We start from the raw sequence: 16573 nt of genomic DNA, 5'->3' as shown, positions 1-16573 counted from the left end.
GGCCAAACAAGAGCGCTACGACGATGCGCTTGCCGCGTACGACCGTGCCCTGAAAGTGAATCCAGGCAACGCGGATGCTGCGGCGAATCGCAAGGCGGTTGCGGATTTTCTGCAGAAGCAGAAGCAGAAGCAGGACAAGAAAGACGAAGGGCAGAGCGGAAAAAGCCCGCAAGACAAGAAGCAGGGCCAATCGGGCGATCAGGGCAAGGACCAGCAGGGCGAACAGGGTCAGCAAGGTCAGCAGCCCGGCGCCGATGGCAAGGACGGACAGCAGAAACAACAGGGTTCACAGGACAAGACCGGCGAAGGCGAAGGTGGCGACAAGGGCAAGGAGCCAGGCAAATCCCAGGCGCCCCAGGGCGATGCGGAAGCCAAGTCCGCTGCCGAGCGCCAGCAGGCTGCACAGGCCCAGGCCGCGTTGAAACAGCAGATGGATGCGGCGCTTGCCGGCAAGAAAGGCAAGCCGGCCGATGACAAGGGACACGACCTCGGCGAGCTCTCCGCCGAAGACGCCTCGTCGAAGCTGCCGGCCGACGTGCGCCGCGCGCTGATGCGCGTCCCCGACGATCCCGGTGGCCTGCTGCGAAGAAAATTCATGCTCGAATACCAGCGTCGTCACGGCGCCGAGCCGGAGGAGTGACGATGCGTTACCTGTTGCTGGTCCTTGCGCTAGCGATCCCCTCGATGGCCATGGCGCAATCCGCGCCGCCGGTCGCTTCGCTCGATCGCAGCAGCGTGGGCGTCGGCGAGACGGTGACGTTGAATATCGAGATTGGCGATGAGTCCGTGGACGAACCGGACCTGTCGCCGCTACAGAACGACTTCGTGATCCTGGGCACGTCGACCAACCACTCCCTCAGCATCGTCAACGGACGTCGCGAAGCCCACACCATTCTTGGCGTTTCGTTGAGTCCGCGCCGCGAGGGGCATGTCACGATCCCGGCCCTCGTCGTCGGCGGTCAACGCACCCAGCCGGTACCGCTCGATGTCGCGACGTCATCGAACACGAGTGCACCCGCCGCCGATCGTCCGGTCGTGCTCGAAGGCAAGGCCGAGCCGACGCAGGCCTATGTCGGGCAACAGATCGACTACACGCTGCGTCTTTATCTCGCGGTGAACCTCGCTGACGGTCAACTCGGCGATCCTGCGGCGGAAGGTGCCGAGGTCCGTCGCGTGGGACAGGACGCGAACTACCAGGCCATGCGTGGCGGTCGGCGATTCAATGTCCTCGAACGTCACTACGCCATTTTCCCGCAGCGCGCAGGCAGCCTGGATATCCAGCCACCGACCTTCCAGGGAACGGCGATCGATCCATCCGATGGGGGCTCGTTCTTCGGTGCCGGCGCGCCGGTCAGCGCCGTGGCCGAGCGGCTGCGTGTGACGGTTCGCGATCGTCCGGCGTCGGCACCGGACGCCGCCTGGATTCCGGCGCGCGAGCTCAGGCTCTCCCTCGAAGGCCTGCCGGCCGATGGCAAGGGGCGCGTCGGCCAGCCGATCACGTTGAYGATGCGGCTCGACGCCGTCGGCATGCCTTTCGAAGCGTTGCCCGCGCTCTCGCTGCCCAGGATCGACGGCGCGGACGTCTATCCGGACAAAGCCGTCACGGGTGGTGGCAGCAACGGGGCATGGATAACCGGTCGTCGCCAGCAGGGTTTCGCCGTCGTGCCGACGCGCAGCGGAACGCTGCACATTCCCGAAACCACGTTGCACTGGTGGAACGTGGTGACCGACAAGCCGGAAGTCGCCACGGTGCCCGCCCACGATATCGAGGTGGCATCCGGTGCGGGTGCGACACCGCCACCCGTCTCGGGCGCATCCGTCGCGCAGCCCTCCGCGGCCGCCTCGACCTCTTCCGCTACCTCACTGGCACCGTCAGCTTCTTCCACGCCGTGGCGCTGGCTGTTCCTGGCGGCGGTGCTGCTGTGGTTGGCTACGGTCGCGGCATGGCTGTTTTTCGGTCGGCGCCGTGGATCGGCAACGGCAGCGGCAAACGCCGCGGCGCCCGTGTCCCACGGGCCTGTTCGCGAACGACCGGCACGCGATGCGTTTCTTTCCTCGACATCCGTTGATGCCGGGACGTTGGACGCTCTGCTGCTGGCCTGGGCACAGGCGGTACGGCCGTCCCTTCGCAGCACAGGTGCTTTGTCGGAGGCGCTGGCCGGAGAGGATCAGCGGGCCGCGATCGTCATGCTCCAGCGCGCGCGCTTCGCCGGTGGCGCGGTCGACCCCGTCGTGCTGAAGGCAGCGTTCACACGGGGATTCGACTGGTCGACCCTGCCGGATGGAAAGGAGCCGTCGGGCCTTCCGCCCCTGTATCCCCGGTAGTTTCGATCAGAGCAGTCGCTCGTACGCCTGCGTCATCGACGGCCCGAACGTGCATAACACCACGCGTCCAGGACGCCATGGCGCCGCGCGCAGCGTATCGACCGCGATGCGCGCGGCGGCATCGGCCGGGTAGCCGTAGACCCCTGCGCTGATCGCGGGAAACGCGATGGACGCGATGCCATGCGTCTCTGCCATTTTGAGAACATTCCTATAGCAGGCGGCCAGTCGGTCGGCCTCGTCCCGGCCACCGCCCTGCCACACGGGTCCCACCGTATGGATGATGAAGCGCGCGGGGAGGGCGAAGCCTGCCGTGAGACGGGCCTCCCCGGTTGGGCAGCGCACACCGGGAGCCACTTCCGGAAGCGCCCGGCAAGCGGCCAGCAGGGCCGGTCCGGCGGCCCGGTGGATAGCCCCGTCCACCCCGCCGCCGCCCAGCAGGGACTCGCTGGCAGCGTTCACGATGGCGTCGACCGCCAGCCGCGTGATATCCGTCTCGATCAGCTCCAAAGCCATCTCGCCTCCTTCTGTGACGGTGGCGCCGCAATTGGCTACGATGGATGTACTCCCTTTCGCAGCATGCTCCAGGTTATGGCCGATCAGCTCAAAGTTGAAGACATCTCGTTCGGCTACCTGCTGAATGACGTTACCTTGCTCTTTCGCAAGCACTTCGACCGCAGAGCCGTGCGTTTCGGCCTGACTCGTGCCCAGTGGCGTGCCCTTAAGGCCCTTCACCGGCGCCCCGGCATGCGGCAGAACGAACTGGCTGAACAGCTGGACATGGAGCCGATCGCCGTGGGACGCGTCATTGACCGCCTGCAGGCCGCCGGCTTCGTGGAACGACGCGCCGACCCGAAGGACCGGCGCGCCTGGCGTCTTCACGACACCGAGCAGGCGCGTGGTGTCATCGATGGCATGGAAGATATCGCCCGTGGCCTTCGCCGCGACGCCACGGCCGGCATCTCTCCCGATGACCTGACCACGATGCTTGCGGTCCTGGACCGCATGAAAGAGAACCTCCAGAGCCTCGACGGCCCGTCCGAAGAAAGCTGACCGGCCGGTCAACCAAACGCCACGACCTGCGTTTATACGAAGGATGTCCGAACCAAAACCAGTCCGCGCTCCCGAGCGCGGCGACCGGACCCCCAGGATTCGGCCGGAGCCCACATGCAACGTTCCCCAGGGAAGAAATTTCTCGTCATAGCGGTGCTGGTCGCCGTCGGTGCCATTGCCGCGACGATCTGGCGCCACGACGCCGGCGGCAAGGACGGCCCGAAGCCCGGCGATAAGACCGCGGCCGGCGTGCCGGTAACCACCGCGCTCGCGACCCGCGGCGAGATCGACCTATCGCTGAAGGTGATCGGTCGGGCCGAAGCGTATTCCACGGTCAATCTGCGTTCGCGGGTCAGTGGGCAGCTGGAGGCACTCGCGTTCACTCCCGGCACCCACGTCAAAAAAGGGGATCTGCTGGCCCGGGTCGATCCGCGGCCGCTGRAAGCCGCCTACGACCAGGCGCAGGGCAATGTGTCGCGTGACCAGGCGCAGCTGGTGAAAGCCGAGGCCGACCTGGCCCGCTACGAAAACATGCTTGGCAAGGGCTTCGTCAGCCGCGCCGATTACGACCTGTACAAGGCCAACCTCGGTGTCGCCCGTGCGGCACTGGAAAGCGATCGGGCCGCGGCGAGAGCCGCGCAGACCCAGCTCGACTTCACGACGATCAGCGCCCCCTTCGACGGGGTGACCGGCGCCCCGCTGGCCTACCCCGGCGCCACGCTTACGGCCGACACGACCGACATCGTGGTGCTCAACGAAGTCGACCCGATCCGTGTCGCATTCTCCATTCCGGAAGACAGCCTCTCCGCCGTGCGCAGCAGCGTGCGCAAGGGCCCGTTGCCCGTGCAGGCGAGTATTCCCGGCGACAAGGGCACACCGCTGCAGGGCGAACTCGAGTTCATCGACAATGCGGTGGATCCGACCACGGGAACGATCATCCTGAAAGGCCGGTTCCACAACGCGGACGGTCGGCTCACGCCCGGCCAGTTCGYCGACGTGACCCTGCCCACGACGCGTCTTACGGACGCGGTCAGCGTTCCGGTGATCGCGCTGCAGAGTTCCACGTCGGGCTCGTTCGTCTTCGTCGTCAAAGCGGACAAGACCGTGGAGCAGCGAAGCGTCACCACCGGAGCGACCACGGCCGATCGCGCGGTGATCGACAAGGGTCTCGAGGGCGGCGAACAGGTCGTCACCGAAGGGCAGATGCTTCTGGTGGACGGTGCGCGCGTACGCGCCGACAAAGGCTGAGGAAGGCGCATGAACCTGCCGGAACTCTGCATCCGTCGCCCGGTGATGACGACGCTGCTGATGGCGGCACTGGTCATCTTCGGTATCGCTGCGTACCCGCGGCTGCCCGTGAACGAACTGCCGAACGTCGATTTTCCCACGATCAACATCAGTGCCTCATTGCCCGGAGCGTCGCCGGAGACCATGGCGTCGTCGGTGGCGACGCCGCTCGAATCGCAGCTCTCGACCGTGGCCGGCATCGACTCGATGACCTCGTCCAGTTCGTTGGGCTCGACCACGATCACCGTGACGTTCTCGCTCGATCGCAGCATCGACGGCGCGGCGCAGGACGTCCAGGCCGCGATCTCCGCCGCGCAGCGACAGCTGCCGCAGGACATGCCGACGCCGCCCACCTACCGCAAGGTCAACCCGGCCGACGCACCGATTCTGTTCCTCACCATGCAATCGACGACGCTGCCGTTGTCCACGGTAGATGACTACGCCGAGACCGAGCTGGCGCAGCGGCTCTCGATGGTCGATGGCGTGGCACAGGTGAGCGTGTACGGCTCGCAGAAGTACGCCGTGCGCATCGCCGTGGATCCGGACCGGCTCGCCGCGACGGGCATCGGGGTCGACAAGATGGTCGACGCGATTGCCGCCGCGAATGTCAACAAGGCGACCGGTTCACTCAATGGTCGGCGGCAGCTGCTGTCCATTCGGTCGGATGGCCAGTTGATGCGGGCTGCCGATTACGGCCAGATCGTCGTCGCTTATCGAAATGGTGCGCCCGTGCGGCTCTCCGATATCGCCGTGCCGCGCGACAGCGTGCAGGACGACCAGAAAGCGAGCTGGTACAACGGCAATCGTGCGATCACCCTGGCCATTCAACGGCAGCCGGGTGCCAACACCGTGGAGACGGTCGACAAGATCCTCTCCCTGCTGCCTGCGTTCAGCGCGACCTTGCCACCGTCGGTAAAGCTGGACGTGATGTACGACCGCTCCGACTCGATCCGCGATTCGGTGCACGACGTCCAGTTCACCCTGATCCTCGCCGGCATCCTCGTCGTCATCGTGATCTACCTGTTCCTGGGCAATGCCTCGGCGACACTCATTCCAGCCGTCGCCTTGCCTATCTCGGTGCTTGGTACTTTCGGTGCGATGTTCGCGCTGGGCTACAGCCTGGACAACCTCTCCCTGTTGGCCCTGACCCTCGCGGTGGGATTCGTCGTCGACGATGCGATCGTGATGCTCGAGAACATCATGCGTCACATCGAGCTCGGCGAGACACCCTTCGATGCCGCCGTGAAGGGTGCCAACGAGATCGGCTTCACGATCTTCTCGATGACCTTGTCACTGGTCGCCGTGTTCATCCCGGTGATGTTCATGGGCGGCATCGTCGGTCGGCTGTTTCACGAGTTCGCGGTCGTCATCAGCGTTTCCATCCTGATTTCCGGCTTCGTTTCGATCACGCTCACCCCCATGTTGTGCAGTCGCTTCGTCAAGGCGCATGCACACGACAAGCGCAGCTTCGTCGTCGTCTGGTTCGATCGTGGTTTCGCGTCGATGACCAACGGATACACGAGTACGCTCGCCTGGTGCATGCGCCATCCGCGAACCGTGGTCGGCGTGTTCGCCCTGAGCCTCGCTGCGACGGGCGTGTTGTTCGTGATCACGCCGAAGGACTTCATTCCGGCAGGTGACAGCGGTCAGCTGCGTGTCACCACGGAAGGCCCGACCGACATTTCCTTTTCCGCGATGTCCGCACGCCAGCAGTCGCTAGCGGAGATCGCACAGAAAGACCCGAACATCGAAGGCGTCATGTCCAGCGTGGGTGCCGGAGGCGCGCGCGCGACGATCAACTCCGGCTCGTTGCTGCTCCGGCTGAAGGATCCCGCTGAGCGCGGGCACACCACGCCTGACCAGATCATCCAGGAACTGCGGCATAAGTTCGCCGAGGTGCCGGGCATCCGCACGTATATCCAGAATCCACCGTCGATCCAGGTCGGCGGCCGCCAGTCGAAGGCGCAGTACCAGTACACCGTGCAGTCGACCGATCTACATGCGCTTTACGACTGGTCCGGGAAGCTCGTCACCGCGTTCCAGAAGCTGCCGGGCTTCCAGGACGTCACCACCGATCTCGACCTCAACAGTCCGTCGATGGTCGTCACCGTCAATCGCAACAAGCTCGCGCCGCTGGGGCTGACGATGGACCAGGTGCAGACGGCACTCGGTTCGGCGTTCGGTGAGAACCAGATCTCGACGATTTACGGTTCGGCCACGCAGTACTGGGTGATCCTTCAGGTCGAGCGTCGCATGCAGGACGACCCGGCGGTGCTGTCGAGGCTTTATGTCACCTCAGACAGCGGCAAGCTGGTGCCGTTGAATACCGTGGCAAGCTTCGAGCGCAAGCCGCAGGTGCTGACGGTCAATCATCAGGGCCAGCTTCCGGCCGTGACGGTATCGTTCAACCTTGCGCCGGGCGTGTCGCTCAGTGATGCCGTGACGAGCATCGGTCGCGCAACGACGGAGCTCAAGCTGCCGCCGACATTGAGCGGGAGCGTGCAGGGCACGGCGCAGGCCTTCCAGGATTCGGTCAAGGGCATGGGTCTGCTGCTCTTGCTCGCGGTGTTCGTGATCTACCTGGTATTGGGCATCCTCTACGAGAGCTTCATCCACCCGCTGACGATTCTCTCGGGGCTTCCCGCTGCAGCCGTGGGTGCGCTGCTGACGCTGGTGATTTTCAACGCGTCGCTGGACCTGTTCGCCTTCGTCGGCATCATCATGCTGGTGGGCATCGTGAAGAAGAACGCGATCATGATGATCGACTTTGCCCTGGAGCGTCAGCGCGACGGTGGCGTCGCGCCGTCCGAGGCGATTGCGGAAGCCTGCCGTGTGCGTTTTCGCCCGATCATGATGACGACGGCGGCCGCCTTTGCGGGCACCCTGCCGATCGCCCTCGGTATCGGCGCCGGTGCCTCCACACGACAGCCGCTCGGCCTTGCCGTCGTGGGTGGCCTCGTGGTGTCGCAGATCCTGACGCTCTACCTCACGCCGGTGATCTATCTCTACATGAACCGCCTGCAGGAGCGCCTCGCGCCCGCGAAGAAGCTGCAGCCTCATCCAGTGCACTGATGCCAGTGCTGTTGTAGGAGCCGGCTGTGGCGGCGAACCCTCAGCTCAACCGATCTGCGATTGAGGCTTTGCCCTGATCACGCAAGCGGTTAAACCGTCGCCCGAGTCAACACAAAGCCTCTCTCGCTACATCATCGCGGAGGGTTCGCCGCTGAAGCGGCTCCTACAGGGCTGCGGCGTGCTTCGGCATGGATCAGTCGTGCGCGCCATCCTTCGCGAACGCGCCCGGCTTCGAGCCGAAGTCGCCATTCGCCTGCGCCGCCATGTAAGCGAACGTCGCATACACCGCCACGTTCTGCGCCAGGGCCTTCGGATCGATCTTGTCGAGCGTGTCGTTGGCGTTGTGGTGGTAGTCGAAGTAGTCCGTGCCGTCCTGCGTGAGCGACAGGGCGGCCATACCCTTGCCGTGCATCTGCGACAGGTCGGAGCCACCGCCGCCGGGCTTGCTGGCGTCGTAAGCGACACCGATCGGCTCGACCACCTTCGCAATCTGCTGGATTGCGCCGAGGGCTTCCGGCTTCACGCTCGCGCTCATGCGCCAGATGCGTCCGGCGCCGAAGTCGGACTCGGTGCCTAGCTGGAACTTCGCCACCTCTTTCGCATGGGCCTCGGCGTAAGCGCGGCCACCCCACAAACCCATCTCTTCGTTCGAGAACGCGATGACACGAATGGTGCGGTCCGGGCGCTGCGGCATGTCCTTGATGAGCTTTGCGGCTGCGGCGGCGATGGCAACGCCGGCACCATCATCGATCGCACCAGTGCCCAGGTCCCATGAATCGAGATGGCCGCCGATAGCGACGACTTCGTTCGGGTATTTACGACCGGTGACTTCCGCGATCACATTCGCGCCTTCGTATGTCCCGGCAAAGCCGACATCGAGATCGAGTTTGAGCGTGACCGGCTTGCCTTCCTTCAGCACGCGCTCCAGCTGGTCCGCGTCGGGCAGTGAGAGGGCGGCGGCGGGGATGGCCTGCTTCGGGTCGGTGAAACCGGTGACGCCGGTGTGCGGCGTGCGGCTGTGCGCATCGGTGCCGGCGGAGCGGAGCAGGTAGGCGGCAGCACCCATCTGGGMAGCGAGCACGGCGCCGTGGGTACGCGTGGCCGAGCCCATGCCGTAGTCGTGACCGTCTTTCTGCTGTTGCATGTGGGTGCTGACGTAGACGATCTTGCCCTTGACGGTCGACGGATCCGCCGCCTTGAGTGCATCAAGGTCGTTGAAGGCGACGACTTCGCCGGTGAGGCCGCCGGCAGGTGTGCCTGCGGAGTAGCCAAGCGCGGTGAGCGCCAGCGGCTGCGGGAAGGGTGCGACGATCGCACCGTGCTCGCTCCGACGCTGCCACAACGGGTAGCTCACCTTCTCGGTGTAGACCTTGTCGAAGCCCATTGCCTTGAACTTCGCGACGGTCCACGCGACGCCGCGGGCGTCGGCGGAGCTACCGGCGAGGCGCGGGCCGACTTCGGTGGTGAGTGCGGAAACGAACTCATAGCCCGTGTTGTCGTTCATTGCGCGGTCGCGCAGTTCGGTCGCCGCGGTCACGGCCTTGTCCGGAATCGTCGTGGCCTTGTCGGCGGCATGGGCGGAAAAGGCGAGCGCAAGGCACGCGGCGAGCGCGTGGAGACGAAGCGTATGGCGCATGGGGACCCCCGGGGACGGAAAGGTCGATTATGACCCTACGCGAGGGTGCTCCCGCGTAGGTAGGAAGTCATGGATGGCCAGGCTCAGCTGCCTGGAGGCGCCGTGGCGGGCAGGCTCACCACGGCGCGAAGGCCGCGATCCTTGCGATTGCGCAGCGTCACGGTACCACCGTGATCCAGGACGATCGCACGAACGGTGGCCAGTCCCAGGCCGATCCCACCGGTGTCGCGGTTGCGCGAGGCCTCGAGGCGGAAGAACGGCTCGAACACCTGCTGCTGCATGGCTTCGGGAATACCCGGTCCATCGTCGTCGATCTCCAGGATGCAGCCGTCGCCGGTGCTACGCAGTCGCAGCCGCACGCGCTCACCGTATTTCAATCCGTTCTCCACCAGGTTCACCACCGCGCGACGCAGCGCGATCGGGTCGCCCTCGATCGTGATGGCCGAACCCTCCTGTACGGTCACGTCGTGGCCGATGTCGGCCAGGTCGTCGACGACGCTTTCTACCAGCAATCGGACGTCCAGGCGCTGGCGATGCACACCGAGGGAACGGTCGCGAATGAAATCGAGCGCGGCGGAAATCATCGCCTTCATCTCCTGGATGTCGGCGTCGACTTTCTCCGCGAGCGGCGAGGGCAGTCCATCCAGGCGGAAGGTGAGACGTGTGAGCGGCGTGCGCAAGTCGTGCGCGATCGCTGCGATCATTTGCGTCCGCTCCTGCAGCAAGCGATTGATCCGCGCTTGCATGGCGTTGAAGGAGTCGACGGCCTGGCGCATCTCTGGCGGCCCTTCGCGCACGACGGGCGGCGCGCTGGTGTCGCTGCCCAGCCGCTGTGCGGCCTCTGAAAAACGCCGGATCGGTGCGGCAAGGGCGCGGGCGAAGAGGAAGGCGAGAGGCAGCAGGACGAGGATGCCGAGTGCGAGTAACAGGAAGACCTGCTGTTGGAGCACGGTGGGGAACGACTCGACCGGAACGGTGGCCACGCGCCAGCGGCCGTCCGCTTGCTTCAGAGCGACCACCGAGCCGCCTCCGAGACCGAGGCGCATCGGGCCATGCGCGCCGGGCATGTCGTGCTCGGTAATGAACACGCGAACCTGGTCGCTGGATACCTTGAACATGTCCGCCACGTGCATGGCGATGCGTTCGGAACCTTTCTCGTCGAATGAGGCCGGGGCGCTTGGCGGGCCCGGCATCGTGGCGACCTCCAGGTCGGCGTCGCCGCCGCGGTCGAAATCGGCGCCCGGCGGAGGGCCGCCTTCGCCGGGGAAGGGGTGTTGTGCGCCGAAAGGCCGGTTGCCGAAGGGCGAGGTTTCCGGCTGCAGCACGGCCGCCAGTTCGAACAGGCTCACGGCGGACAGGCGCGAGGGTGGCCTGATGAACAGCACGGCAAAGCCGATCGCCGCGGCGACCAGTACCGCGCAGATCATCATGAGGAACGTGCGGGAGAAAATTGAAAGGCGGGACAGATGCATCACAGGCGCGACACCCTGGGGACCAGCATGTAGCCCTCGTTGCGCACGGTGCGGATCATCTCCTCGTGCACGCGGTCGTTGAGTTTGCGTCGCAGACGGCTGATCTGGGTGTCGATCGCGCGGTCGAATACTTCCGAGCGTCCGCCATGTACCAGGTCGAGCAGCTGGTCGCGACTGAGAATGCGCTGCGGATGCTCGACGAAGCTTCGCAGCAGAGCGAACTCGCCGTCGGACAGGTTGATGAAGATGCCCGTGGGATCGCGCAGGTCGCGGCGGGTCACGTCCAGGCGCCAGCCGGCGAAGCCGTAGGGGCGTGCATCCTCGACCGCTACCGGTTCGCTGTTGCCGGTTCTGCGCAACACCGCACGCACGCGCGCGAGCAGCTCACGCGGATTGCAGGGCTTGGCGAGGTAATCGTCGGCCCCGACCTCCAGACCGATGATGCGGTCGGTATCGCCGCCCAGGGCGCTGAGGATGATCACCGGCGGCCCCTTGTCCGCGGCCAGGCGGCGGGCGGCACTCAGGCCGTCCTCTCCCGGCATCATCACGTCGAGTACGACCAGATCGGGACGCTCACGCTCGATCGCCAGGTTCATCTGCAGGGCATTCTCAGCCGCCTGCACCCTATAGCCGTGACCACCGAGAAACGCCGTGATCAGGCGGCGCAGTTCGGGGTCGTCGTCGACGACAAGGATGAGCGACTGGAGATCCATGGCCATGCGATAGCTTGATACCAGACCAGTCTACGGCGCGTTTGTCAGCCCGGCAAAAAAGCCGACACAAACCGGACACACACGGACAACCGGTGGTGACGGGCGCCCCTTAGTTTGGCTTCAACGTCGGTCCATGGATATCCAACGCATGAAGCCCTTTCCCACGCTGCCCTCCCTGCTGTTCGCTTTCGGCACGGCGCTAGCGGCGGTTGCCGCCGCGCAGGAGCCGCCGCGCGCCCCGCTGCCCCAGGACCCGCAGCTCGCGGCCGCGCTGGACGATTGCTGGATCGACATCGATGGCAAGGCGGACGACCCGGATGACGGCGTCGATGCCGACCTGATGGATCTGTGCATGGACGACAAGGGCTTCGATGCACCGCCCGGTCCACCGCCAGGCCCGGACGGCGGGCCCCCGCCGCGCCGCCCGATCCGCTGATCAAGGGAGTTAGCCTCCGTTGTCGACCCAGTTCCAGGATTCATCGCCGCTCCCGGGTGCCCAGGGCGGAACTGTCGCTGCCCGGACCTTCTGGCAAAGCGTCTGCCAGCGGCAAGGCATGAGCGTGATGCTCGACGGCTACGCCGGGGAGCGCCTTCGGCTGGGGACCTTCCGCCATGCGCCGCATGTCCTGACCTACGACAACGTGGCGCGAATTCACCGAGGCGCCGCCTTGCTCAGTCACCACCTGGAGGGCAGCGCATCGGTGGAACAACACGGTCGTCGCGGCGACATCTCGCCGGGGGATTTCTGCCTGATCGACCTGTCCCGTCCCTTTCGCCTGCAGACCCATCAATCCACGGTACAGACGCTCTACATGCCGTTGGCCGCCTTGCGGGAGACGATGCCGCGGCTGGACCAGATGTCGGCGGTCGGCCTTCACGGACACCTCAGTGCCGTCGGCTATCTGCGCGTTCTCTTCCAGGAACTGTTCGCGCATGCCTCCGAGCTCACCGAGGCCGTGGCCGACCGCGTGGCGGATGCCGTCCCGCACATGCTCGCCGCTGCCTTCGAGTCGATGGTTTCGGTGGAGGCTTCGCCATCGCAACTTCGACAGCAGTACAAACAGCAGGTACGCCGCTTCGCGCGGGATCATCTTGCCGACCCGAAGCTATGCGTGGAAATGATCGGCGCTGGCGTGGGACTTTCGCCTAGCTACCTCTTCGAGCTGTTTGCCGACGAAAAGCTGACCCTGATGCGCTGGGTACGTGCCGAGCGAATCGCGCGTTGCCGTCGTGAACTTGCGGATCCCGCATTGCGTCACCGCAGTATCGCTCAGATAGCTCAGTCCTGGGGCTTTGGCGACATGACCCACTTCAGTCGTTCATTCCGCGACATTTTCGGTGTTTCCCCGCGCGGATACCGCCAGGCTGTCCTCGATGGAAGTCATAGGGCGAAAGCGATTACGGACGTCCATACGTCCGATTAATAGTCAAGTTACGTGGCACTTTCGGCCGCATGCGAACGTCGTCTTAACACTAAATTGAGGTCGTGGGGATTGCCACGTTCTCTGGGGAGTGTTTAAAAGTGCGAATCAATAAACTTCAATGGGTGCGCCTAAGCCGGATCAGCCTTGCGCTCGGCGTGGCCCTCGGAAGCGCAGGGGCCATCGCCCAGTCGACTACCGGTAGCATCTTCGGCCAGGCGCCTGCCGCCGAAGGCGAGACGGTACAGGCGAAGAGCTCGTCGGGCCTGACGCGTGAAGTGGCGGTGGGTACGGACGGTCGCTACAGCATCGGCTCGCTGCCGCTGGGGTCATACACCGTGGCGCTCATGCAGGGCGGCAAGGCCGTCGATGCACGTAACGATGTCACGCTACGGGTCGGTTCGGGTACGGAAGTATCCTTCGCCGCCGCTACCGGGGCCGCCACGAGCCTCGGCTCGGTCACCGTTTCAGCCAATGCCTTGCCGGCCATCGACGTGACGAGCGTCGACTCGCGTACCGTGATCACCTCCGAGCAGCTGGCGAAGCTTCCCCTCTCGCGTAGCGCCGAAGCGATCGCTTTGCTCGCGCCGGGTGTCGTGCCGGGTTATAGCGGCTTCACGGGCAATACGTCGGGTGGCTCGCTGGTCTCGTTCAGCGGTTCGTCGGTCACCGAGAACGCCTATTACCTCAATGGTTTCAACACGACGGATCCGCTGAGCGGCTTTGGCGGCATCAGCCTGCCGTACGGCGCCATCGACCAGGAGGAAATCCTCAGTGGCGGCTACGGTGCGGCCTATGGCCGTTCCGACGGCGGCGTCATCAGCCAGAGCGGCAAGCGCGGGACGAACGAGTGGCATTTCGGCGCGCAGGTGCAGTGGTCGCCGGCCTCGCTCGAAGGCGTCAGTCCGAGCTCGTACTACGTCTCGGGTGCCAGTGCGGGCGACATCTACCGTCGCTACTCGAACAACACGTCGTGGACGACCACCGAAAGCGCGTATGTCGGCGGCCCCCTGATCAAGGACAAATTGTTCTTCTTTGCCGCCGTCGAGCAATCGAAGAACGTCGGTGACAGCGTTGGCGCCGTGACCTCGTCTTACAACACGGCGTACGAATATCACAATCCGAAATGGTATTCGAAGGTCGACTGGAACATCACCGACAACAATATCCTCGAACTGACAGGCGCATCGCAGAAGCATTCGTACAAGGGCAACCTCTACGACTACGACTATGCAACCAACACCACCGGCGCCCTGAACAGCTACGACACGTCGACGAAGGACAGTGCCGATGTCTACGTTGCCAAGTTCACCAGCTACATCACCGACGACCTGACGCTTACCGCCCTCTACGGCAAGCAGAAGATGAAGTACTACAGCGAAACACCCGGCTACGATCCGACGCTGACGTACATCAATGGTTCCGAGTTCGAGAACCCCGGCATCACTGGCGGCAACCCCATCGTCAATTCGCAGACGGTGTTGACGGCCAACGACCCGAGCCACCGGGCAACGACGAATAATCTGCGCATCGATCTTTCGTGGAAGATCGGCGACCACACGATCACCGGTGGTATCGACAATCTGAACTCGCACGACATCGACGATGGTCAGACGGCCACGGCCTGGGACTACGGTTCCGGCGACCCGGGCACCGCGATCAGCGACAGCCCCTACGTGGCCGCGCCCAATACCGGTGCCGGCGGAGAAGACGGCTATTACGTCTCGAAGTATCTCTACGATACCGCCGCCTCGGTTCGCGTGAAGCAGCGCGCGCAGTACATCGAAGACAGCTGGCAGGTGGATGATCGCTGGCTGGTGAAGATCGGCCTGCGCAATGACCAGTTCACCAATTACAACCCGAACGGAGATGCTTTCCTGCGCATGACCAAGCCGCAGTGGGCTCCGCGACTCGGCTTCAGCTGGGACGTGAACGGCGACTCCACCCTCAAGGTCTACGGCAATGCCGGTCGTTACTACCTCGCCATGCCTGCTTCGGTTGCCCTTCGCGCCGCTGCTGGCTCGCTGTACACGAACGAGTACTACACCTATACAGGTATCGACGGTAACGGCAATCCGACCGGCCTGACCCAGCTTGCCTCGGCGACGGGTGGCGCGGTGTCGGCGAACAACGAGTACGGCCAGTCGCCGGATGCGAAGACCGTCGCCGCCAGCAACATCCAGTCGGAATACCAGGATGAGTATCTGCTGGGCTTTACGCAGCAGATCAACCCGGATTACGTCTGGGGCATGAAGGCGCAGGTACGTAAGCTGCGCAATATCCTCGACGATATCTGTGACACCGACACGATCACCGCCAAGGCGAACTCGCTCGGCTACGCCGTCGATGCCAGCCAACTCAATGGTTGCTATCTGTCGAACCCGGGTCGAAGCAACACCTACCGTATCCCGGATGGTGCCGGCGGTTACAACAGCGTCAGCGTGTCGGCGGACGATTTCGGCATGCCAAAGGCAAAGCGCAGCTACTACGGGCTGGAAACGTTCCTCGAGCATCCATTCGACGGCACGTGGCAGGCCAAGGTGGACTATGTCTTCTCGCGTAGCTACGGCGACACGGAAGGCCAGGTTCGCTCGGATATCGACCAGACCGACGTGTCTGCGACGGTGGACTGGGACTTCGGCAAACTGATGGAGAATTCCAACGGCCTGCTCTCCAACGACCGCAAGCACCAACTCAAGATCTACGGCTCGTGGCAAGCGGCGAAGGAGTGGATGCTGTCGGCGAACATCGCGATCATGTCTGGCACGCCGAAGACCTGCCTGGGTTACTACGGTGCGGATGAAAGCAATCCGGTGGGGTACGGCAGCTACTACCACTACTGTGACGGTCTTCCGTCTTCACCGGGTGCCGCCGGTCGCCAGCCCTGGCAGCACATTGTTTCGCTCTCGGCGGAATATCGTCCGATGTGGGCAAACCAGAAACTTGGCTTCAATGTGATGGTCTATAACGCATTGGGCGAATCCGTCCCGACTGCCACGTACGTGATTGCCGGCAGCTCGACCACGCCCAATATCAACTACGACAAGGTCACGTACTTCAGCCAGCCGCGTTATGTCCGCTTTGGCATCAACTACGACTTCTGATAGCGACCGTGTTCAACGCTGACCACGAACTACCCGAATACCAATAATAAGTGCCCGAGCCGGTGACGGCTCAACTCCCGGGCATAACGAGTCTCCCCAGATAGGCCGCCGATTCCCAATCGGCGGCCTCTTTTTTTTGCGGATCGCTCGCTGCGCAGGCGTAGGTTCCAGCGGCGAACCTTCGGATTGTCGCGCTTGCGAACGAGGCATTGAGGTGATTGGGCGAGCGGTTGAACAGCTCCCACGATGAAACGCAAACCCTCATTCGCAATATCACCGCTGAGGGTTCGCCGCTGAAGCGGCTCCTTGTATCTTAGGGATGCCTTCCGTTGGGAGGTGCAGCAAGTGAGATCCCGGGGAGGCCGCCGGCTCCTGGAAGCAGAGTGATTCTGACTTCGATTGTAGAGTGGCCCCCCGCCTCATTGCCCACTGCGGAGAGTATCGAGAAGCCCACAAGGGACTTCGCATTACAAGGTCGCAGCGGCATCAAATG

At 64.2% G+C, this 16573-nt stretch carries 12 protein-coding genes; 8 read left to right on the top strand and 4 right to left on the bottom strand.

All coding sequences use genetic code 11. The annotated features are described in order from the left end of the window. The coding region (locus tag AC1DT2_RS05380) for a tetratricopeptide repeat protein (RefSeq protein WP_477294921.1) at positions 1 to 640 on the top strand (640 nt) is incomplete at its 5' end. Positions 641 to 642: 2 nt separating this feature from the next. Beyond that, positions 643 to 2325: a BatD family protein gene (locus AC1DT2_RS05375; RefSeq protein WP_477294919.1), complete on the top strand. Its 1683-nt coding sequence runs from the start codon at positions 643 to 645 to the stop codon at positions 2323 to 2325. Positions 2326 to 2331: 6 nt separating this feature from the next. Here AC1DT2_RS05375 and AC1DT2_RS05370 read toward each other — a convergent pair whose 3' ends face one another. Next, the gene (locus AC1DT2_RS05370) at positions 2332 to 2838 is read right to left on the bottom strand and encodes an O-acetyl-ADP-ribose deacetylase (RefSeq protein ID WP_477294917.1); all 507 of its coding nucleotides are present in this window, start codon (positions 2836 to 2838) and stop codon (positions 2332 to 2334) included. A 75-nt stretch (positions 2839 to 2913) separates the two neighbouring features. Between AC1DT2_RS05370 and AC1DT2_RS05365 the strand changes: the two genes are divergently transcribed. The 3 genes from AC1DT2_RS05365 (at position 2914) to AC1DT2_RS05355 (ending at position 7734) form a co-directional block, all read left to right on the top strand. After that, positions 2914 to 3375: a MarR family winged helix-turn-helix transcriptional regulator gene (locus AC1DT2_RS05365; RefSeq protein WP_477294915.1), complete on the top strand. Its 462-nt coding sequence runs from the start codon at positions 2914 to 2916 to the stop codon at positions 3373 to 3375. A 114-nt stretch (positions 3376 to 3489) separates the two neighbouring features. Then, entirely contained in the window at positions 3490 to 4623 is a 1134-nt protein-coding gene (locus AC1DT2_RS05360) for an efflux RND transporter periplasmic adaptor subunit (RefSeq protein WP_477294913.1), read from the top strand. Between the two features lie 9 nt (positions 4624 to 4632). Next, a complete protein-coding gene (locus AC1DT2_RS05355) occupies positions 4633 to 7734 on the top strand; it encodes an efflux RND transporter permease subunit (protein ID WP_477294911.1) in 3102 nt (1033 codons plus the stop codon). Between the two features lie 193 nt (positions 7735 to 7927). Here AC1DT2_RS05355 and AC1DT2_RS05350 read toward each other — a convergent pair whose 3' ends face one another. The 3 genes from AC1DT2_RS05350 to AC1DT2_RS05340 all read right to left on the bottom strand — a co-directional run bounded on the left by AC1DT2_RS05350 (position 7928) and on the right by AC1DT2_RS05340 (position 11555). Then, a complete protein-coding gene (locus AC1DT2_RS05350) occupies positions 7928 to 9370 on the bottom strand; it encodes a M20/M25/M40 family metallo-hydrolase (RefSeq protein ID WP_477294909.1) in 1443 nt (480 codons plus the stop codon). An 83-nt stretch (positions 9371 to 9453) separates the two neighbouring features. After that, positions 9454 to 10842, bottom strand: a complete 1389-nt coding sequence (locus AC1DT2_RS05345) for a HAMP domain-containing sensor histidine kinase (protein ID WP_063573896.1) — start codon at positions 10840 to 10842, stop codon at positions 9454 to 9456. Then, positions 10842 to 11555, bottom strand: coding sequence for a response regulator (locus AC1DT2_RS05340; protein WP_213949851.1), 714 nt, complete (start codon positions 11553 to 11555; stop codon positions 10842 to 10844). The genes AC1DT2_RS05345 and AC1DT2_RS05340 overlap by 1 nt, the downstream gene beginning before the upstream one ends. A 148-nt stretch (positions 11556 to 11703) precedes the next feature. On the opposite strand from AC1DT2_RS05340, the gene AC1DT2_RS05335 reads away from it, so the two are divergent. The 3 genes from AC1DT2_RS05335 (at position 11704) to AC1DT2_RS05325 (ending at position 16080) form a co-directional block, all read left to right on the top strand. Beyond that, positions 11704 to 11991 carry a hypothetical protein gene (locus tag AC1DT2_RS05335; RefSeq protein WP_063574337.1) on the top strand — a complete coding sequence of 96 codons (288 nt, stop codon included), beginning with the start codon at positions 11704 to 11706 and terminating at the stop codon, positions 11989 to 11991. Between the two features lie 19 nt (positions 11992 to 12010). Beyond that, positions 12011 to 12979 carry a helix-turn-helix domain-containing protein gene (locus AC1DT2_RS05330; protein WP_477294906.1) on the top strand — a complete coding sequence of 323 codons (969 nt, stop codon included), beginning with the start codon at positions 12011 to 12013 and terminating at the stop codon, positions 12977 to 12979. 98 nt (positions 12980 to 13077) lie between these two features. Beyond that, positions 13078 to 16080: a TonB-dependent receptor gene (locus AC1DT2_RS05325; RefSeq protein ID WP_477294904.1), complete on the top strand. Its 3003-nt coding sequence runs from the start codon at positions 13078 to 13080 to the stop codon at positions 16078 to 16080. Positions 16081 to 16573: the final 493 nt, after the last annotated feature.

The sequence above is a fragment of the Luteibacter sp. P4_E6 genome, from assembly GCF_056401535.1.
This window is presented reverse-complemented; position numbering and strand designations above follow the sequence as displayed.

Coding starts and splice junctions, on each gene's coding strand:
- AC1DT2_RS05370 (WP_477294917.1), bottom strand. CDS start 2,838: ATGGCTTTGGAGCTGATCGAGACGGATATCACGCGGCTGGCGGTCGAC.
- AC1DT2_RS05365 (WP_477294915.1), top strand. CDS start 2,914: ATGGCCGATCAGCTCAAAGTTGAAGACATCTCGTTCGGCTACCTGCTG.
- AC1DT2_RS05355 (WP_477294911.1), top strand. CDS start 4,633: ATGAACCTGCCGGAACTCTGCATCCGTCGCCCGGTGATGACGACGCTG.
- AC1DT2_RS05345 (WP_063573896.1), bottom strand. CDS start 10,842: ATGCATCTGTCCCGCCTTTCAATTTTCTCCCGCACGTTCCTCATGATG.
- AC1DT2_RS05340 (WP_213949851.1), bottom strand. CDS start 11,555: ATGGATCTCCAGTCGCTCATCCTTGTCGTCGACGACGACCCCGAACTG.
- AC1DT2_RS05335 (WP_063574337.1), top strand. CDS start 11,704: ATGAAGCCCTTTCCCACGCTGCCCTCCCTGCTGTTCGCTTTCGGCACG.